The 19,237-nt window shown below is 65.5% G+C and carries 19 protein-coding genes and 1 tRNA gene; 7 read left to right on the top strand and 13 right to left on the bottom strand.

Annotated elements, in window-relative coordinates; all coding sequences use genetic code 11:
- Positions 1-17 precede the first annotated feature (17 nt).
- Complete coding sequence (locus FJ311_04600; protein MBM3950716.1) at positions 18-731, bottom strand: cytochrome B; 714 nt, start codon at positions 729-731, stop codon at positions 18-20.
- Between the two features lie 35 nt (positions 732-766).
- On the bottom strand, positions 767-1,198 hold the full coding sequence (locus FJ311_04595; protein MBM3950715.1) for a hypothetical protein: 432 nt from the start codon (positions 1,196-1,198) through the stop codon (positions 767-769).
- A gap of 125 nt (positions 1,199-1,323) precedes the next feature.
- Between FJ311_04595 and FJ311_04590 the strand changes: the two genes are divergently transcribed.
- Positions 1,324-1,827 (top strand): TIGR00645 family protein, encoded by a 504-nt coding sequence (locus FJ311_04590; protein MBM3950714.1) that lies wholly within the window; start codon positions 1,324-1,326, stop codon positions 1,825-1,827.
- A gap of 52 nt (positions 1,828-1,879) precedes the next feature.
- On the opposite strand, the gene FJ311_04585 is transcribed toward FJ311_04590, so the two are convergent.
- A tRNA-Arg gene (locus tag FJ311_04585) sits at positions 1,880-1,956 on the bottom strand.
- 137 nt (positions 1,957-2,093) lie between these two features.
- On the opposite strand from FJ311_04585, the gene FJ311_04580 reads away from it, so the two are divergent.
- From FJ311_04580 to FJ311_04570, 3 genes are read left to right on the top strand one after another with little or no spacing between them, the layout of a single operon-like run.
- Positions 2,094-2,375, top strand: coding sequence for a hypothetical protein (locus FJ311_04580; GenBank protein MBM3950713.1), 282 nt, complete (start codon positions 2,094-2,096; stop codon positions 2,373-2,375).
- An 11-nt stretch (positions 2,376-2,386) separates the two neighbouring features.
- Positions 2,387-2,734, top strand: a complete 348-nt coding sequence (locus FJ311_04575) for a HigA family addiction module antidote protein (GenBank protein MBM3950712.1) — start codon at positions 2,387-2,389, stop codon at positions 2,732-2,734.
- Between the two features lie 24 nt (positions 2,735-2,758).
- Positions 2,759-3,376 (top strand): hypothetical protein, encoded by a 618-nt coding sequence (locus FJ311_04570; protein ID MBM3950711.1) that lies wholly within the window; start codon positions 2,759-2,761, stop codon positions 3,374-3,376.
- A gap of 14 nt (positions 3,377-3,390) precedes the next feature.
- Here FJ311_04570 and FJ311_04565 read toward each other — a convergent pair whose 3' ends face one another.
- From FJ311_04565 to FJ311_04535, 7 genes are all read right to left on the bottom strand, one after another.
- Positions 3,391-4,611 (bottom strand): CoA transferase, encoded by a 1,221-nt coding sequence (locus FJ311_04565; GenBank protein MBM3950710.1) that lies wholly within the window; start codon positions 4,609-4,611, stop codon positions 3,391-3,393.
- Between the two features lie 160 nt (positions 4,612-4,771).
- Positions 4,772-5,551: an enoyl-CoA hydratase/isomerase family protein gene (locus tag FJ311_04560; protein ID MBM3950709.1), complete on the bottom strand. Its 780-nt coding sequence runs from the start codon at positions 5,549-5,551 to the stop codon at positions 4,772-4,774.
- Positions 5,552-5,560: 9 nt separating this feature from the next.
- Positions 5,561-6,844, bottom strand: coding sequence for a TRAP transporter large permease (locus FJ311_04555; protein MBM3950708.1), 1,284 nt, complete (start codon positions 6,842-6,844; stop codon positions 5,561-5,563).
- A gap of 3 nt (positions 6,845-6,847) precedes the next feature.
- On the bottom strand, positions 6,848-7,366 hold the full coding sequence (locus tag FJ311_04550) for a TRAP transporter small permease (protein MBM3950707.1): 519 nt from the start codon (positions 7,364-7,366) through the stop codon (positions 6,848-6,850).
- Between the two features lie 109 nt (positions 7,367-7,475).
- A complete protein-coding gene (locus tag FJ311_04545) occupies positions 7,476-8,405 on the bottom strand; it encodes a TRAP transporter substrate-binding protein (GenBank protein MBM3950706.1) in 930 nt (309 codons plus the stop codon).
- Positions 8,406-8,473: 68 nt separating this feature from the next.
- The gene (locus FJ311_04540) at positions 8,474-9,655 is read right to left on the bottom strand and encodes an aminotransferase class V-fold PLP-dependent enzyme (protein ID MBM3950705.1); all 1,182 of its coding nucleotides are present in this window, start codon (positions 9,653-9,655) and stop codon (positions 8,474-8,476) included.
- Positions 9,656-9,771: 116 nt separating this feature from the next.
- The gene (locus FJ311_04535; GenBank protein MBM3950704.1) at positions 9,772-10,980 is read right to left on the bottom strand and encodes an aminotransferase class V-fold PLP-dependent enzyme; all 1,209 of its coding nucleotides are present in this window, start codon (positions 10,978-10,980) and stop codon (positions 9,772-9,774) included.
- A 213-nt stretch (positions 10,981-11,193) separates the two neighbouring features.
- Here FJ311_04535 and FJ311_04530 point away from each other — a divergent pair, with 213 nt between their 5' ends.
- Genes FJ311_04530 through FJ311_04520 form a run of 3 tightly spaced genes read left to right on the top strand, consistent with a single transcriptional unit; the run spans position 11,194 to position 16,285 of the window.
- Entirely contained in the window at positions 11,194-14,199 is a 3,006-nt protein-coding gene (locus FJ311_04530; protein MBM3950703.1) for an FAD-binding protein, read from the top strand.
- Entirely contained in the window at positions 14,196-14,942 is a 747-nt protein-coding gene (locus FJ311_04525; protein MBM3950702.1) for a GntR family transcriptional regulator, read from the top strand. Before FJ311_04530 ends, FJ311_04525 begins: the two co-directional genes overlap by 4 nt.
- Complete coding sequence (locus FJ311_04520; protein MBM3950701.1) at positions 14,939-16,285, top strand: adenylate/guanylate cyclase domain-containing protein; 1,347 nt, start codon at positions 14,939-14,941, stop codon at positions 16,283-16,285. Before FJ311_04525 ends, FJ311_04520 begins: the two co-directional genes overlap by 4 nt.
- Here the strand turns inward: FJ311_04520 and FJ311_04515 are convergent.
- From FJ311_04515 to FJ311_04505, 3 genes are all read right to left on the bottom strand, one after another.
- The gene (locus FJ311_04515; protein ID MBM3950700.1) at positions 16,218-17,090 is read right to left on the bottom strand and encodes an HAD-IIB family hydrolase; all 873 of its coding nucleotides are present in this window, start codon (positions 17,088-17,090) and stop codon (positions 16,218-16,220) included. The genes FJ311_04520 and FJ311_04515 overlap by 68 nt on opposite strands.
- An 89-nt stretch (positions 17,091-17,179) precedes the next feature.
- The gene (locus FJ311_04510; GenBank protein MBM3950699.1) at positions 17,180-18,490 is read right to left on the bottom strand and encodes a HAMP domain-containing protein; all 1,311 of its coding nucleotides are present in this window, start codon (positions 18,488-18,490) and stop codon (positions 17,180-17,182) included.
- A complete protein-coding gene (locus tag FJ311_04505; GenBank protein MBM3950698.1) occupies positions 18,465-18,992 on the bottom strand; it encodes a PAS domain-containing protein in 528 nt (175 codons plus the stop codon). Before FJ311_04505 ends, FJ311_04510 begins: the two co-directional genes overlap by 26 nt.
- Between the last annotated feature and the right edge of the window lie 245 nt (positions 18,993-19,237).

Here is a 19,237-nt window from a genome sequence, read left to right as displayed (position 1 = left end):
AACCTCTCTTACGAGTCTTACGGGCTCGCGCGCGGGGCCTCCGGACCTTGGTCGATCCATTTGAAGCCGTCGATCATGCCGCGGGTAAGGTTTTCGCGGTGAACCAGGCTCGCCCACAGCACGCCGCCGATATGGACGACGACGAGCCAGAGCGTCAGCGTCGCAAACGCTTCGTGGATTTCCTCCCACGCCTTGGCGGCGCGGCTTTTCGGCGTTTTGCCTTTTGCGCGCTTGCCTTCGTCGTCGTTGGCGTAAGCCGGGGAAACGAGCGCGGGCGAGGCTGAAACCTGAGCCGGCGAAACTTGCGCCGATGCAACCTGCGCCGCCGGGCCGAAATAGGGCGCGAGCGGTCCCTTGCCCTGGTAGGCGTAGGCGACGATGCCGCTCGCGACGCTGGCGGCGACGCCGAGCCAGAGCGCGACCGCCATCGCGCCGCCCGCCGGGCTGTGGCCGAGATAGCGCCGGGCGCGGAAAGCGGCGAGATCGGCGAGATAGCCGAGCACGACGCGCGGCGGATGGAGAAAATCGGCAAAGCGCGCGTGACGCGGGCCGACCAGGCCCCACAGGGCGCGCACGATCACGATCGCACCCGCGAGATAGCCGAGCCACGCGTGCGCCGACATCCAGGCGTCCTCGATCGCGTACGCCGCGAAAAACGCGGCGGCGAGAACCCAATGGGCCGTCCGCACGAACGGGTCCCAGACCCTCACCCGGCGATTTTCATCCGACATGCCGGGTATTTTACCGCACCGCCGACCGATCCGACCTATATGAAAGGATCATAGGCCCACTGCAAAAGCGCCTGGCGCTGGCGCGGGCGGCAAAACACGTCGCCGGGATCGCAATTGGCGCGCACCTGCGGCGCGTGGCGGTCGCCGAACGCCTTCCAGCGCCTGATCTGGAAACGATCGACCCCGGGCAGCCGCCGCCCTTGCGCGTAGCGGCAATACCATTGGAACCAGCCGAGCGGATCTTCGGGCGTGATCCAGCCCTTGGCCCGCCACACCGCGCGGCTTTGGCCGGAGGCGACGCCGAAGCAGTTGAGTTTTACGTCGAAGCCCTTCGGCGACAACTTCGCTTTCTTCAACCAGGCGGCCGGAAGATCGCGATGGTCGCCCTCGAAATACCAGCCGCCGAAGACGCCGAGTTCCAGCATCTTCTTCGGGGTCAGTTGCGGCTTGAAAACGGGATCGGCCATGACGGCGACATAGCGCGCCGGACGGGCGGCATCAAGAGGGCGACGACGCCATCGACCCCATAGCCGCCGGGGACGGAATCGCCTAGAGTGCCGCGCGCAACGACAGGGGGCAGGGGGCGCGCATGATCGTCGAACGGTTCCTCGAACAGGTGATTTTCAAGAGCCGCTGGCTGCTGGCGCCCGTGTACGTCGGGCTGACGGCGGTGCTGCTGATCCTGGTGGTCAAGTTCGCCCAGGAACTGTTCCATATCGTGCCCTCGATCCTCGACGTGCCGGAGGAGCAGATCGTGCTCGCCGCGCTGACGCTGGTCGACATCGCGCTGGTCGGCAACCTGATCCTGATGGTGGTGTTCGCGGGCTACGAGAACTTTGTTTCCAAGATCGACACCAAGGACCATGTCGACCGCCCCGACTGGATGGGCAAGGTGGACATGAGCGGGCTCAAGATCCGCCTGATCGCCTCGATCGTCGCCATCTCCTCGATCCAGGTGTTGAAGGCGTTTCTCAACGTCCACGACTATTCCGACCGGCATCTCGCCTGGATGGTCGGCATCCACGTCATGTTCGTGGTGTCGGGCGTGCTGCTCGCGCTGATGGACTGGCTCGCGGAAAAAGCGTCGGCGCATTGACGCGCGCGTCGCGCGGATCATTGATTCGCGCGCTTCGCGCGCGGGCGGAGAGTGGCGACCCCGAGAGGATTCGAACCTCCGACCTGCGGTTTAGGAAACCGCTGCTCTATCCTGCTGAGCTACGGGGTCGGCATACGCCGCTTTGTCCGCGTCAGCGGGTTATAGCATTCCGGCGCCGGACGACGGAAGCGCCGCGCCCCCGCAGCCCGTTGCCGCCCGGCGGCGAGCCTTGAACCGTCCCATGGTTACGCGATACGTTACTATCCGTGATCCGGACTTTCGCCGATCGGCGGACCAAGGCCCTGTTCGAGGGCGTCCCCGTCAAGGGCGTTCCCGCCAATGCCGCCCGCCGGGCGCGGATGAAACTCCAACAGATCGACGCCGCCGTCGATCTTCGGTTTTTGCGCGTTCCGCCCGGCAACCGGCTCGAGGCGTCGAAGGGCAACCGCGCCGGGCAAATGAGCATCCGGGTCAACGACCAATGGCGGCTGTGCTTTCGCTTCGCGAACGGCGACGCCCACGATGTCGAGTTCGCGGATTATCATTGAGGACCATCGTCATGCCCATTGCGCGCAATTCCACCGTCGATTATCGCGATCTGGCCGATGCGTCGCGACGCCGGACGGGACCGGTTCATCCCGGACGCATCCTCAAGGAGGACTGGCTGGACCCGATGGGCATCACCGCGTATCGCCTGGCGAAGGACATCAAGGTACCGCTCACCCGCGTCGCCGCCATTCTCGCGGGCAAGCGCGCCGTCAGCGCCGATACCGCGCTCCGCCTCGCGCGCTATTTCGGCACCGACGCCCAGTCGTGGGTCAACCTTCAGGCGCACTACGATCTGGAGGTCGCGCGGCGCAAGACCGAATCCCGCGTGCGGACCGAGGTCAGGGCACGGGCGGCGTAATTTGTCCTACTCTTCCTTCATGTCATGAATGAATCGAATTTCAATGATCTGCTTGAACAAGAGTTCAAGTGGCCAATGATTGGAGACAAATTATTTTCCAAAAGCCTGTCCGCGTCTGGAGCAATTTTGCATCAGTTTTCCAATGAACGCCTTTATCACATGACAATAGGCTACAAGTTGGCCGCTGATACTCTGATAGAGCATACATATACCGAGGCTTGGAAAACACAGAAGTTGGTTTATCCAATCATTTTTTGTTATCGGCACTTCTTGGAATTGACTTTAAAAAGTATGTTGGAAGAATACTCTTCGGCGAGCGTTGTCACGTCGAACTGGTCTCATCATAAGCTTGAGGATTTATGGAAAGCTTTTCGCGGAATTTTGAAAGAGGTTGGTGCTGAAGATCCTAAAGAACATAGCATAGATGCTGTCGAGCAATGCATCGCCGAATTTTCCAAAATTGACCCAGTTTCAGAAACTTTTAGATATCCAACGAACCGCAGGGGAAGCCCCCTACACATTTCGCTTGAAATAATCGATCTGATACAACTGCGTAGCACGATGGAAGCGATTGATAATTTTTTCTCGGTTAGCCGTAGTCTTTTGGACGATTTCAAATCCGCCAAAAGTTATTACGAATAACTGAAGTAACGATTTCAGTCCGCCGCCACCGCGCCGGAAGCGATCAGTTTCTCGATCTCGGCCGCGGCATAGCCGCATTCGGCGAGGATTTCGCGGCTGTGCTGGCCGAAGGTCGGCGCCGCTCGCGCGACCTTGCCGGGCGTCGCCGAGAATTTCACCGGCAGGCCCAAGGTTTTCACCGCGCCCGCCTTGGGGTGATCGACCGTCACCACCATGTCGCGCGCGAGCGTCTGCGGATCGCGCTGCATTTGGTCGATGTCCAGCACCGGCCCGGCGGGGACGCCCGCGGCCTCGAGCCGCGCGAGCCATTCCGCCGCCGTCCGCCGCGCGAAATGGGGGGCGAGCGCCGCTTCGAGCGCCTTCAGGTTCGCCATCCGCTTGGCGTTGTCGGCGAAACGGGCGTCATTCGCAAGTTCGGGCGCTTCCAACGCCTCGACCAGGCGCAGCCAGTTGGCCTGGTTGGCGGCGCCGACGGTGATCCAGCCGTCGGCGGCGTGGAACGCCTGATAGGGCGCGTTCAGGGGATGCGCGGTGCCGAGCGCGCCGGGCGAAACGCCGGTGGCGAACGCGATCGCCGATTGCCAATAGGTGTGGACGATGCCCGCCTCGAACAGCGAGGTATCCACGCGCTGGCCCTTGCCGGTCTGGCCGCGGGCATGGATGGCGGCGAGGATGCCCATGGCGCCGAGGATGCCGGCGGTGATGTCGGTGAGCGGAGCCCCCACCTTCATCGGCGGGCGGCCTTCGCCTTCGCCGGTGATGCTCATGAGCCCGCTCATCCCCTGCGCGATCAGGTCGAACCCGCCGCGGTCGGCGTAGGGGCCGGTGCGGCCGAAGCCGGAAAGCTCGCACCAGACGAGGCCTGGGTTTTCCCGTGCGCACGCCTCGTAGCCGAGGCCGAGCCTTTCCATGGTGCCCTTGCGGTAGTTTTCGATCACCGCGTCGGCGCGCGCGATCAGGCGCCGCGCCGCCTCGCGCCCGCCCGGGTTCTTGAGATCGAGGGCGATGCCCCGCTTGTTGCGGTTCATCATCATGAAGGCGGCGGGCTCGCCCCCTTGCAGGGGCGGAAGAAAGCGCCGCGAATCGTCGCCGTCCGGAATCTTTTCGACCTTGATCACGTCCGCGCCCATGTCGGCGAGCATCAGGCCGCAAACCGGCCCGGCCATGATGTGGGCGAATTCGACGACCCTCAGGCCGGCGAGCGGACCTTGGAGATTCCCCGGGCGCGCGGTCATGGCCTAGCCAGCGACATTCGCCAGACCCACCCCCTCCCCCTAACCCCCTCCCGCGAGGGGAGGGGGAATTCTGGAAATAAAGCTCCCTCCCCCCTTGCGGGGGAGGGCTGGGGTGGGGGGTGGCATGATCGGCACACGGGTCCGCTTGATCGCGGCATGGTTAGCGTCCCTTGAAGGCGGGATCGCGCTTTGCGAGGAACGCCTTGACGCCTTCCTTGAAATCCTCGGTGTCGTAGCAGGCGAAGCCTTCGTCCTTTTCCGCTTCGCTCCAGGGACGAGGATCGAGCATCCGGTTGACGAATTTCTTGTGCCAGCGCGCGACCAGCGGCGCCCCTTCGGCGATCCTTGTGGCCGCGGCGTAGGCTTCCGTCTCGACTTCGGCGTCGGGGACGACGCGGGTAACGAGACCCTTTTCCATCGCTTCGGCGGCGCCGAACACGCGGCCTTCGAGCAGGATTTCGAGCGCAACCGCGCGCCCGACCAGCGCCACCAGCTTCGACAACTCGCCGTAGGCCATGACCAGGCCGAGTTTCTTGATCGGCACCCCGAAGCGCGAGGATTCGCCGCAAATGCGGAGATCGCAGCAGGCCGCGACCTCGAGCCCGCCGCCGACGCAGGCACCCCGGATCAGCGCCACGGTCGGGTGACGGCAATCCATCACCGCCTGCATGGTGGCGGCGACCCGTTGGCCGTAGACCTTGGACGCCTTGGAATCCTTCCGCACCGTCGCGAATTCGGAAATGTCGGCGCCAGCGGCGAACGCCTTATCGCCCGCGCCCCGGATCACCACGCAGCGCAGCGCCTCGTCCGCCGACAATTCGCCGATCGCCTCGCCCAGCCGCGTCCAGGCGGCGAGGTCGAGGGCGTTGAGTTTTTCCGGCGCATTCAGGGTGACGGTGGCGATGGCGCCGTCGCGGGCGACGAGAACGGTGTCGGTCATGACGCGAGCCTAGCGGTAGAAGAGCTCGATCGGCAACAGGGCGACGATGGGCACGTAGGTCACCAGCAGCAGCACCGCGACCAGCACGCCGACGAACCAGACGTTGACCTTGGTCACTTCCCAGATGTCGGCCTTGGAAATGGCGCAGGCCGCCATCAGCACGCTCGCCACCGGCGGGGTCTGCTGGCCGATGCCGAGGTTGATGGTGACGACGATGCCGAAATGGACCGGGTCGATCCCCATCTGTAGCACCAGCGGCATGACGATCGGCACCACCAGGATGATCGCCGCCGCCGAATGGAGGAACAGCCCGATGACCAGAAAGAATACATTCAGGATCGCCAGCACCACCCATTGGGAATCGGTGACGGCGAGGATGCCCTGCGCCAGCGCCTGCGGCATGCGGATTTCGGTGAGGTAGACGCCGATCAGGGCGGAGGAGGCCACCAGCAGCATGACCACGGCGGTCTGCTCGCCGCCCTCGATCACCGATTTGACCAGCTGCTTGGCGTCGAGTTCGCGATAGATGACCACGCCGATGAAAAGGGCCGCGAACACGGCGAGCCCGGCGCCCTCGGTCGCCGTCACCCAGCCGGAGAAGATGCCGCCCAGGATGATGAACGGCAGGGTCAACGCCCAGGCGGCGTCCTTGAACGTGCGCCAGACGTTGCAGAGGTTGAACACTTCCTCGACCGGGTAGTTGTAGCGGCGCGCGAACAGGTACGACACGCCCATCAGGCCGAGGCCGCCGAGCACGCCCGGAATCACGCCCGCCACGAACATCTGCGTCACCGAGGTATCGGCCATCACCGCGTAGAGGATCATCGGGATCGAGGGTGGAATGATGACCGCCAGCGTCGCGGCCGAGGACGTGACCGCGGTCGCGAACGCGACCGGATAGCCCTTCTTCTTCATCGCCGGAATCAGGATCGAGCCGATGGCCGCGACGTCGGCGACCGCCGAGCCGGAAATCTCGGCGAAGAACATCGAGGCGCCGATGTTGACCATCGCCAATCCGCCCCGGATGAAGCCGAGCACGGCGGAGGCGAACGCGATCAGGCGGCGCGAAATGCCGGTCGCGTTCATGATCGCGCCCGCCAGGATAAACAGCGGTATGGCGATCAGGGGAAACTTGGTCGCGCCGGTGTACATCACCAGCGCGACGTTGGGGAGAATATCGATTCCTTGCGTCGCCACCATCGTCACCACGGTGACGACGGCGAGCGCGACCGCGATCGGCACGTTGATGAGAACGAGCGCGAACAGCGCCACGACCATGATCAGCAGCAGCATGGCCTAGAACTCCTCCGCCGCCGTCTCGCGGCCGCGCCGGGCCGCGCGCCAACCTTCGGGCAGGCTCAAGCCCTGCGCGATCAGGTAAAGCACCGCGCCGATCGGAATTACCGAATGGGTGTAGACCGACGACAGTTCGGGCAAGGTGGCGAGAAAGTCGATGGTCAGCACGTCGAGCACGCGCCAGCCGACCCAGGCGAGCAGGACGAAGAAGGCCGCGACCGTGGCCTCGGCGACCACGAACGACGCCAGCCGCCAGAAGCGCGGGAACATGTTGACCACGGTGGTGACGCCGATATGGCCGCGCCTCAGCGCCGCCAGCGCCGCGCCGTAATAGGTGAGCCAGGCCAGCATCACCTCGGCGATTTCGTCGTACCAGATGATCGAATTGCCGCTCTTGCGGAAAATCACCGCCACCACGACCAGCAGAAAGAGGCCGGACGTGAGCACGATGACGATGCCTTCGAGCAGGCGCTCGAAGGCCCTGCGCGCGGTCTTGACGGTCACGTGTTGTTCCCCCATGGGCGGACGCGGGCGACGGCGGACGCCGATGGCGTCCGCCCGCCGCGCCGACCCGGCGCCGTCAGCGGATCTTGTTGGCCAGCGCGATCATTTCGCCCGCGCCGGCGACCTAATCGCCGAATTCCTTGTAGATGCCCGCGCTCGCCTTGACGAAGGCGTCCTTGTCGGCGTTGTTCACCGCGACCCCGGTGGCCTTGATCTTGTCGAGCAGGTCCTTCTCCATCTTCGCCGCCGTTTCGTAGACGAACGCCTGGGTCTCCTTGGCGGTATCGGCCAGGATCTTACGCACGTCGGCGGGCAACGCCTCCCAACGCTTGGTGCCGGCGATCACGTAGGCCGGGGTGTAGACGTGATCGGTGATCGAAAGATATTTCTGCGCTTCGTGGAACTTGGCGCTGTAGATCTGGGAATAGGGGTTCTCTTGCCCGTCCATGGTCCCGGTCTTGAGGGCGGTGAAGACCTCGGAGAACTTCATGGCCGAGGGGTTGGCGCCGTAGGCCTGGAACATCTTCACCCGCCACTTGCCCTCAGGGACGCGCAGCTTGATGCCCTTCAGGTCCTCGGGCTTGACGATCGGCCGGACGTTGTTGGTGATGTGGCGCGAGCCGTTCTCCCAGACCGCAATCAGGGTGTAGCCCTTGGCGGCGGCGAGCGGCGCGAGCTTGGGCCACACCACTTCCTTTTCGATCCGCTTCATGTGCTCGCGGTCCTTGACCAGATACGGCATCTCGAACACGCCGAACTGATCGACGACCGAGGTCATGACCGTGGAGGGCACCGCCAGTTCGAGGGTGCCGAGCAGCAGCTTCTGCATCTGCTCCTTGTCGCCGCCGAGCTGGCTTGATCCGTAGGCCACGACCTTGGCCTTGGTCCCAAGCTTGGCGTTGGCGCGCTTGGCGAATTCGTTGGCCGAGATGTCGAACAGCGACCCCGGCTCGCCCACGTGGCCGATCTTGACCTCAAGACCCTGGGCGAACGCCGGCGACGCGCCGAGCAGCGCGGCGGCGGCGAAGGCGATTATGAAGCGATTGGGTTTCATGGTCGTCCTCCCTGTTTTGTATGCAAAAGTTTCAGGAATTATGCCCCGTTCCGGGCCGCGATCCAACGCTAATTATTTCCGGATGCGCCGCCCGCGAGGTAATCGAGGGCGGCCGCGACGCCGCCCCGCTGGATGGGAACGCCCGCGATGTGCAGGCCCATTTCCACGCCCGAAAGGGTGCCCGCCAGCATCAAATCGTTGAAATCACCGAGATGCCCGATGCGGAAGACCTTGCCCTTGATCTTGCCGAGCCCGGCGCCGAGGGACATGTCGAAACGCTCCAGGATCACGCGGCGCACCGCGTCGGCGTCATGGCCGTCGGGCACGCGGATCGCCGTCAGCGAAGCGGAATATTCGGCCGGATTGGCGCACTGGAGTTCGAGGCCCCAGGCCTGGACCGCGCGTCGGGTCGCCTCGGCATGCCGCGCGTGGCGGGTAAAGACGTTGTCGAGGCCCTCCTCGAACAGCATCTTGAACGCTTCCTCGAGGCCGTAGAGCAGGTTGGTCGCCGGCGTATAGGGAAAGAAGCCGGTTTTGTTCGGCTCCAGCATGCCCTGCCAGTCCCAGTAGGCGCGCGGCGAGCGCGCGCCCTTGGCGGCGAACAGGGCCTTTTCGCCGATCGCGTTGAAGCCGAGGCCGGGCGGCAGCATCAGGCCCTTCTGCGAGCAGCCGACCGTGACATCGACGCCCCATTCGTCGTGGCGATAGTCGATCGAACCGAGGGACGAAATGGTGTCGACCAGCAACAGCGCCGGATGACGGATGCGGGCGATGGCCTTGCGCACCGCCGCCACGTCGGAAACCACCCCGGTCGAGGTTTCGTTGTGAACCACGCACACGGCTTTGATCGCGTGGCCTTTGTCGGCGCGGAGTTTCTCTTCGATCTTGTCGGCGGCGGCGCCGGTGCGCCAATCGCCGGGGATGACTTCGACCTTGAGGCCGAGCTTGCGCGCGAGCTCCGCCCACAAGGTGGCGAAATGCCCGATCTCGCACATCAGCACCGCATCGCCCGGCGAGAGCGTGTTGACCAGCGCCGCTTCCCACGCCCCGGTGCCGGACGAGGGAAAGATCACCACCGGGCCCCTGGTCTTGAACACCTTGCGCGCGGCGTCGAGGACGCCGCAGGCCAGTTCGCCGAATTCGGGTCCGCGATGATCGATGACCGCGCGGTCGAGCGCGCGCAAGACCCGGTCGGGCACGTTGGTCGGGCCCGGGATGTTCAGAAAATGCCTTCCCGCGCGGCGAGGCATGGCGAGGGCTCCGAGGTCGATTGTATGCAATCCTGCCGGAGCCGACCCGAAAACGCAAAAACAAAGGCCCGGGACCTCAAGGTCCCGGGCCCAAAACGCCGGAAAATTACTTTAAATTAGGCGGTTGCGACCCGTTTCGGCCGCGCGGCGCGCTGGGCGTCGCCGGTGGCGAGATAGTCGAGGGCGGCCGCGACGCCGCCGCGCTGGTGGGGAATGCCGGCCAGCTGCAGGCCCATCTCCACGCCCGACAAGGTCCCGGCGAGCATCAGGTCGTTGAAATCGCCGAGATGGCCGATGCGGAACACCTTGCCTTTGACCTTGGCGAGCCCGGTGCCGAGCGCCATGTTGAATTTTTCCAAAATCACGGCGCGCAGGGCATCCGAGTCGTAGCCGTCGGGCACGCGGATCGCCGTGATGGTCGCCGAATATTCGGCCGGATTGACGCACTGGTTTTCGAGGCCCCAGGCCTGGACCGCGCGCCGGGTCGCCTCGGCGTGGCGCTCGTGGCGCGCGAACACATTGTCGAGCCCTTCCTCGAACAGCATCTTGAGCGCTTCCTCGAGGCCGTAGAGCAGGTTGGTCGCCGGCGTGTAGGGAAAGAAACCCGATTTGTTCGGCTCCAGCATCATCTGCCATTCCCAATAGGCGCGCGGCAGCTTCGCGGTCTTGCTGGCGGCCAGCGCCTTGTCGCTGATGGCGTTGAAGCTGATTCCCGGCGGCAGCATCAGCCCCTTCTGCGAGCCGCCGATCGCCACGTCGACGCCCCAGTCGTCGTGGCGGTAGTCGATGGAGGCGAGCGAGGAGATGGTGTCGACCATCAACAGCGCCGGGTGATGGGCGCGATCCATCGCCTTGCGCACCGCGGCGACGTTGGAGGTGATGCCGGTCGCGGTCTCGTTGTGGACCATGCAGACCGCCTTGATGGCGTGCGCCTTGTCGGCGCGGAGCTTTTCCTCGATCGTGTCGGCGTTGACGCCGGTGCGCCAGTCGCCCTCGATCAACTCGACCTTCAGGCCGAGGCGCTTGGCCATGTCCACCCACAGCATGGCGAACTGGCCGACCTCGTACATGAGAACGGTGTCCCCGGGCGAGAGCGTGTTGACCATCGCCGCTTCCCACGCGCCGGTACCGGAGGAGGGAAAGATCACCACCGGTCCCTTGGTCTTGAACACCTTCTTGACCTCGCCCAGCACGCGGAGCGCCAACTGGCCGAATTCGGCGCTGCGGTGGTCCATGACCGCCTGGTCGATCGCCCTCAAGATGCGGTCGGGGACGTTGGTGGGGCCGGGAATCTGGAGGAAATGGCGGCCGGGCTGACGGGGCATGGGCGAGGAGTCCTTTGTTCGATTGTATGCAAAACTTTTCGGGAGGGTGGCATTATGCATACAGCGGCAGGGACAACAACGCCGCGCACGGGTAGTTTTGACCTACCCTGATGGGCTAACCATTTGCAAACGCACATGTTTTTATTGCGCTGCGTCATAGCCGCCGCCTTGGCTTGTGTTTCGGACCGACCGCTTTAGGCTCGCCCACATCCCATGACCACGACCCTTGTCCACCGCCGCGATTTCGGCCCGTCGGCGAAAAATAAATCTCCCTATTCGCCCGGCGATCCGGACCTCGCCCGCCGCCTCAAGGCGCGGATCGCAGGCGAGGTGCTGTTCGATCCCTTCAGCCGCGGGCGTTACGCCACCGACGCCTCGATCTATCAGATCGAGCCGCTCGGCGTGGTGGTGCCGCGCACCGCCGACGACGTCCGGCGCATGCTCGAAGTCGCGCACCATGCCGGCGCGCCGGTGCTGCCGCGCGGCGGCGGCACCTCGCAGTGCGGCCAGACGGTCGGCCGGGCGGTGGTGGTGGACGTCTCCAAGTATCTCGACCGGGTGCTGGCCTTCGATGCGGGCGCCCGCGCCGTCACGGTCGAGCCGGGCATTACCCTCGACCGGCTCAACGCCTTCCTCAAGCCGCACGGGCTCTGGTTCCCGGTCGACATTTCGACCGGCGACCGCGCCACCCTCGGCGGCATGGCCGGCAACAACAGCTGCGGCACCCGCTCGCTTCGCTACGGCACCATGCGCGACAACGTGCGCGCCATCGAGGCGCTGTTGCCGGACGGCCAGGCGGTGCGTTTCGGCGAAATCCCGTGGGACGCGGACTTGGGCCGCCTCCCCGCGCCGCTCGGACCATTGGCCGAAAAGCTGTTCGCCCTGGGCGCGCGCGAGGCGGACGAGGTGGCGGCGCGCTTTCCGGCGCTGATGCGCCGGGTCGGCGGCTACAACATCGACGCCGTGGTGCGCGATGCGCCCGCCTCGGGCACGCTCCGCGGCCACAACCGCGCGGCGGCCAATCTCGCCCATCTGCTGGTCGGTTCGGAAGGAACGCTCGCCTTCACCACCGCCCTCGAGCTCGATCTCGCGCCGCTGCCGCCGCACCGGGCGCTCGGCGTCTGTCACTTTCCGACCTTCTACAAGGCGATGGCATCGGCCCAGCACATCGTCCGGCTCGATCCGTCGGCGGTCGAGTTGGTCGATCGCACCATGATCGATCTCGCGCGCGCGATTCCCATGTTCCGCGCCGCCGTCGACCAGTTCGTGCGGGGCGAGCCCGAAGCGCTGCTGCTGGTCGAATTCGCGGGCGAAGATCGCGACGAGCAACTGCGCGGCCTGAAACGCCTCTCCGAATTGATGGGCGATTTGGGTCTAACCGACTCGGTGATCGAAATCACCGACGCGAAACTGCAGCGCGACGTCTGGGACGTGCGCAAGGCCGGCCTCAACATCATGATGTCGATGAAGGGCGATGGAAAACCGGTCTCGTTCATCGAGGATTGCGCGGTACGGCTCGAAGACCTGGCCGAATACACCGACCGGTTGACCGCGGTCTTCCGCAAGCACGGCACCACCGGGACCTGGTACGCGCACGCCTCGGTCGGCTGCCTGCACGTGCGCCCGGTGCTCAACCTCAAATCCGAGATCGAGGTCAAGAAGATGCGCGCCATCGCCGAGGAGGCGTTCGCGATGGTGCGGGAATACAAGGGCTCGCATTCGGGCGAACACGGCGACGGCCTGGCGCGTTCCGAGTTCCACCAGCCGATGTTCGGGAGCCGCATGGTCGGCGCCTTCGCCGAGGTCAAGGGCGCCTTCGACCCCGAGGGCCGGATGAACCCCGGCAAGGTCGTCGATCCGCCGCGCATGGACGACCGGACTCTGTTCCGCTATCCGCCCGGCTACGCGACGGAAAAGTTCGAGACCGCGCTCGACTGGTCGGAATGGGGCGGCTTCGCCCCGGCGGTCGAGATGTGCAACAACAACGGCGCCTGCCGCAAGCGCGACGGCGGCGTCATGTGCCCGTCCTACCGCGCGACGCTCGACGAGGCGCACGTGACGCGCGGACGGGCCAACGCGCTGCGCCTCGCCCTGTCCGGCCAGCTCGGCCGCGACGCGCTTCTCTCCGACGACATGGCGGAGGCGATGAAGCTCTGCGTCGGCTGCAAGGGCTGCCGGCGCGAATGCCCGACCGGCGTCGACATGGCGCGCATGAAGATCGAGGTCCTGTACCAGCGCGCCCGCCGCCTGGGCGTGCCGCTCAAAGACAAGCTGATCGCGCACCTGCCGCGCTACGCGCCCGTGATGGCGCGGATGCCGTGGCTGATGCGGCTGCGCGACCGGATTCCCGGCCTCGCGGCGCTTTCCGAGCGCGTGTTGGGTTTGAGCGCGCGGCGTTCGCTGCCCAAATTCGCGGCCGATCCGTTCGATCCCAGGCGCGACGCATCGGCCGCGCCCATCGATCCCGCCGCGCGCGAAATCGTGCTGTGGGTCGATACTTTCGACACCTATTTCGAGCCCGAAAACGCGCGCGCCGCCGTTCGCGTGCTGGCGGCGGCGGGCTATCGCGTCCATCTCGCCAAGCCCGACGACGGCGGGCGCCCGCTCTGCTGCGGGCGCACCTATTTGGCCGCCGGCATGGTGGCCGAGGCCCGCGCCGAGGCCGGCCGCCTGCTCGCCCATTTGGTACCGTTCGCCAGGCGGGGCGTGCCGATCGTCGGCCTCGAGCCTTCGTGCCTGCTCGGCCTCCGCGACGAGATCCCTGCCCTCCTGCCCGGCGACGAGGCCAAGGCGCTTGCCGACCGCGCCAAGCTGTTCGAGGAATTCCTCGCCGAGGAAGCCGCCGCCGGGCGGCTGGCGCTGCCGCTGAAGCCTTTGCCCAAGCGCGCGCTTCTGCATCCGCATTGCCACCAGAAATCGTTCGGCGTCGTTTCCGCCGTCGAGCGGGTGTTGCGTCTGGTGCCCGGCCTCAGGGTCGAAACGATCGACGCCGGCTGCTGCGGCATGGCGGGCGCCTTCGGTTTCGGCGCCGATACGTTCGACGTTTCCATGCGCATGGCGCGGGAATCCCTGCTGCCGGCATTGGCGCAAGCCGGGGCGGACGATATTGTCGTCGCCGACGGCACCAGTTGCCGCCACCAGATCGCCGACGCCGCCGGACAAAGCGCCATGCACGTCGCCAGGCTTCTCGAGCAATCCTTGACGGAGAATCGACCATGAACGATCGTGGAGCTCCCGCGCGCGAATCCAGAGGCCGCAATCGCGGGCGACGGCGCGGCGCGCTGCATCGCGTCACCGCCGAACGCCTGCGCGCCATGATCTATTCGGGCGAGTTGGAACCCGGAACGCGCGTCACCGAGATCGCGCTCGCGCGCAAGCTCGGCGTGTCGCGCACGCCGCTGCGCGAAGCCTTCCGCGAACTCACCGCCGAAGGGCTGCTGGAACCGATGCCCCGGCGCGGCGCGCGTATCGCCACCCTTACCGCCGAATCGATCGACGAACTGTTTCCGATCATGGGCGCGCTCGAATCGCTCTCGGGCGAATTGGCGTGCCGCCACATCACCGACGACGAAGTCGCGGATATTCGCGCGCTCCATCGGCAAATGGCCGAACATCACGCGCGCGGCGATCTCGATTCCTATTTCCGCCTCAATCAGCGCATTCACGAAGCGATCATGGCGGCGACGCGCAATCCGACGTTGGCGCGCATCTATTTCGGGCTTGCGGGCCGCGTGCGGCACGCGCGCAAGGCGGCGAACGTGTCGGCCGAGCGCTGGAACGAGGCGATGGAGGAACACCGGCAAATGCTCGCCGCGCTCGAAAGCCGCGACGGGGAAACGCTGGCGTCCGTTCTCCGCCGCCATCTGATCAACAAGCAGGAGGCGCTGAAAGAGTCGGTTCGCCGTTACGACGGCGGGCGGAAACAAAATCTGGCGACGGGCCGGCACAACGCGCGCCCATGACGGCGTTTCTCGACCGGTTGGCGACGGCGGTTTTGGGCGAGCGGCCCGGCGGCCGGATACCGGCCCGCGTCCAGGACATCATTCTCCGCCAGCAGCGCCACGGCGAAATCCTGATCGGCTGGGTGCAGTTCGCCCTCGGCCTCGTGTTCGCGGCGCTGTGGGCGGTCGCGCCCAAGACCGGGCAACTGGCCGAGTTTCAGCCGGTGCCGTGGGCGCTCACCGCCTATCTTGCGTTCACGACCGCGCGACTGGTCGCGGCCCATCGCGGCCGCCTGCCCGACTGGGCGGTGATGGCCTCCATCGTCCTCGACATGGCGTTGCTGATGGGGCTGATCTGGTCGTTTCACATTCAATACATGCAGCCGCCGGCGTTCTACCTGAAGGCACCGACGTTGCTGTACGTCTTCATCTTCATCGCGCTGCGCGCGCTCAGGTTCGAGCCGAAATACGTGATCGTCGCCGGAGTCGTCGCCGCCCTCGGTTGGGCCGGCCTGCTGTGGTATTCGGTGTCGGGCGGCATGCTGATCATGAATCCCGTTACCCGGGATTACGTCGCCTATCTGACCTCGAACAGGATTCTGGTCGGCGGCGAGATCGACAAAATTCTCAGCATCCTGCTGGTCACCGGGATCCTGGCGATCGCGGTCGGGCGCGCCCGCCGCGTGTTGTTGCGGGCGGTCGCCGACAGTGTCGCGGCCCGCGACCTGGCGCGCTTCGTGTCGCCCGAAATCGCCGAGCGCATTGCGTCGGCCGAACGCCCCATCCGCGCGGGCGAGGGCGAGTTGCGCACCGCCACGGTGCTGTTCACGGACATCGAGGGCTTTTCGACCATTTCCGAAAAAGTCTCGCCGCAGACGCTGTCGGCGATGCTCAACGACTATTTCACCGCGCTGTCCGACGTCATCGTCCGCCACGGCGGCGCCATCATCCATTTCCAGGGCGACGCCCTGCTGGTCGGGTTCAATACCGTGGTCGGGGATGCCGATCACGCCGCCAACGCCCTGCGCGCCGCCCTCGGAATCCGGAAAATTTGCGAAACGCGGTCGTTCGGGCCCGGACTCGCGCTCAAGACCCGCTGCGGCATAAATACCGGTCCGATGACCGTCGGCGCGGTCGGCGCGGGCGAGCAACTGGTGTTTACGTGCCATGGCGACGAAGTCAACGTCGCGGCGCGGCTGGAACAGCTCAACAAGCAGCACGGCACCTACGTGCTGGCGTCGCACAGCACCCGGGTGGCGGCGGGCGACCGATTCGCTTATCGCGAAATCGGCGCCATCACCGTGCGCGGGCGCGCGACCCCGACCGTCGTGTACGCGGTCGAGGGCGCGAACGAGACCGGCTGACGCGGCGACCCTTTCTCGCCGCCAGCAAGGCTTCCGCCACTTCGGCGAAGCCGAGCCCGGCGCGCGCGCGGGTGACGAAGGCCGGCCGGGTTTTCAGGCGATCCCCGAAATCGCGAACGTTGGCGACGCCGACCGCGAAGGGGAAGAACCGGAACATGGGTTCGTCGTTGGGCGAATCGCCGACATAGACGACGGTGTCCCGGACCCTTTCCAGGTCGGCCGCGAACCGTTCACGGAACAAAATGCGGGCCATGGTCAGCTTGTCGTAATCGCCGAACCAGGCGTTGACGTGGATCGAGCTGACCTTCGCGTGCGCGCCGGCCGCCGTCATCGTTCGGACGATTCGGTCGACGGTGGTTTGCGGAAGGCGGGGCACGTCCTCGCAGTAATCGATGGCGAGGTCGGCGTCGCGATACGCCTGGTCGGAGGCCAGCGCCGCGCCCGGCACCCGGGCGAGGATGTCGCGGCCGAGGTCCTCGAGCCGGCGGCGGTTGGCGGCGCGCGCCGCGGCGTCGAGGAAAAAGCGCCGCTGCAACGTTTTCCGCTCGCGGTCGTAGCGGAAATAAAAGGCGCCGTTTTCGCCGATCACCGCCGCCACCGGCCACATGCGCGCGATGTGGTCGCACCAGCCCGCCGGCCGGCCGGTGACCGGAACGACGTCGATCCCGGCGGCCGTCAGCCGCTCGATCGCCGCCAGCGCCGCCGAGGACACCAAGCCGTCGCTGGTGATGGTGTCGTCGATGTCGGCCATCACCCGCGTCACGCGGCGGCGATCGGCGGCGGGAAATTCGGCGAGGGGACGCATGACGGAAACTCCGGATATTCCCGGGTAGCATAAACGAAACGCGCCGCGCCTTGATAGAGGCGCGGCGCGGACAGTTCGCTTTGTGGATGTCAGACGACTTTTTTCAGTTCGACCAGGAAGTCGTCGATGCTCTTGCCGAGGCCTTCGGATTGCTTGGAAAGTTCGGAGGCCGCCTCCAGCACCTGAGCGGCCGCCTGACCGGTTTCGTCGGCGGCCTTGGTGACCTCGACCACGTTGGTCGCGACCTCGCTGGTGCCCTTGGAGGCCTGCTCGACGTTGCGGGCGATTTCCTGGGTCGCGGCGCCCTGCTCCTCGACCGCCGCGGCGATGGCCGACGAGGTTTGGTTGATCTCGCCGATGATCCGGCTGATCTCGCCGATGGCGGCGACCGCGTCCTTGGTCGAGGATTGAATGCCCCCGATCTGGGTGCCGATTTCCTCGGTCGCCTTGGCGGTCTGGTTGGCGAGGTTCTTCACTTCCGCCGCCACCACCGCGAAGCCCTTGCCGGCGTCGCCGGCGCGGGCCGCCTCGATGGTCGCGTTGAGCGCGAGCAGGTTGGTCTGGTCGGCGATCGAGGTGATCAATTCCACCACCTCGCCGATCTTCTGCGACGCCGACGCCAGCCCTTGAATGCGGGCATCGGCGTTCTTGGCGGTTTCAACCGCGGTCGCCGCGATCTTGCTCGATTGGCTGACCTGACGGCTGATCTCGGAAATGGAAGCGGAAAGCTCCTCCGCCGCCGCCGCGACCGTCTGCACGTTGGTCGAGGCCTCCTCGGACGCCGCCGAAACCGCGGTCGAACGCTCGCTGGTGTTCTTGGCGATGGTTTCCATCGATTCGGCGGTGGATTGCAGCTCGGTCGCGGCGGCCGCGACCGTGCCGATCACCGATTTGACGTTGGTCTCGAAGGCCTGGGTGACCTTGCCGAAATCCTTGACCTTCTTCTCGATGGCGCCGGCGGCGGCGTTGACCGCCCGGCTGGCGTTGAGGAACGCGCCGGTCATGCCGGTTTCGAGAATGCGGCGGAAATACTTGTTTTCGGCGACGTAGCCCAGCGACGCCGCCGATTCGCGCACGTAGGCGTCGGCGCGGTCGACCGCGTCGTTGAGGGCGTGCATCATTTCGCCGAGGTCGCCTTTTTCGGTGACGTTGACCACGCGCGATTCAAAATCGCCGCGGTCGATGGCCTTGCACACCGCGGTCATTTGGACGACGGCCGCGCTGACCTTGCGCGACATGAACACGACACCGACGGCCAGGGCCAAAGTGATGACCATCAGCGTCATGAGCAAAATCGCCCGTTCGCCCAATACGATTTCATCGATTAAGGCGACCAGCGCCATGACGGCCGTAGCGACGGCCATCATGTTGGTTTTAGAGAGAGAGGATAAATTCGTCATAGGCGACCTTCTTTTCCTGGAGCAGGTTGACGAGCGTGTTGTAGGCGGACTGCATCCCCTCCTTGCGGTTGGCGTGCCGTTCCTCTTCCTGCAGGAGACTGCGGTAGAGCGGGATGATGGTCTGGTCGAGGATGCGCCGGTCGGGCACGCGGCGGTTGGAGTGGTAGCCGACGATGTTGCCCGACGAATCCCGGCTCGGCGTCACGTGCGCCAAGACCCAGTAATGGTCGCCGTTCTTGGAGCGGTTGACCACGTAAGCGAAAATTTCCTTGCCGTTCTGGATCGTGTCCCACAGCAGCTTGAAGACGCAGCGCGGCATGGTGGGATTGCGAATGACGCTGTGCGGCGCGCCGATGGCTTCCTTCTCGGTCATGTCGGCGAGCCGCAGGAACACGCGGTTGGCGTAGGTGATCTTGCCCTTGAGATCGGTCTTGCTGACGATGACCTCGTCGTTGGCGAACGTGCGCTCCCGTCCGGAGAGCGGTCGTGATTCTTCCGACATCCTGTTTCTCCTCAAAACCTGGCGGTCGTTTGGGTGGCGTTCCGAAACCCGGAAACGGGTTCGTCGCCGGTCGGTCGGATCGCGAAACGAACCCAAAAGTCCTATCCACAAAAACATTGGTAATTAGGGCGATTCGTAACCATGTGCTAGGAGGAAAGGCGCATGGTTATAGGGGGTTCGAGGGTTTTCGGGTGTGCGGCCAACTTTGAGCGGGGCCGCAAGTGCGTTTTCTGCGGGTCGTTCAA

The organism is Rhodospirillales bacterium, from assembly GCA_016872535.1.
Lineage (GTDB): Bacteria > Pseudomonadota > Alphaproteobacteria > Rhodospirillales > 2-12-FULL-67-15 > 2-12-FULL-67-15.
This window is presented reverse-complemented; position numbering and strand designations above follow the sequence as displayed.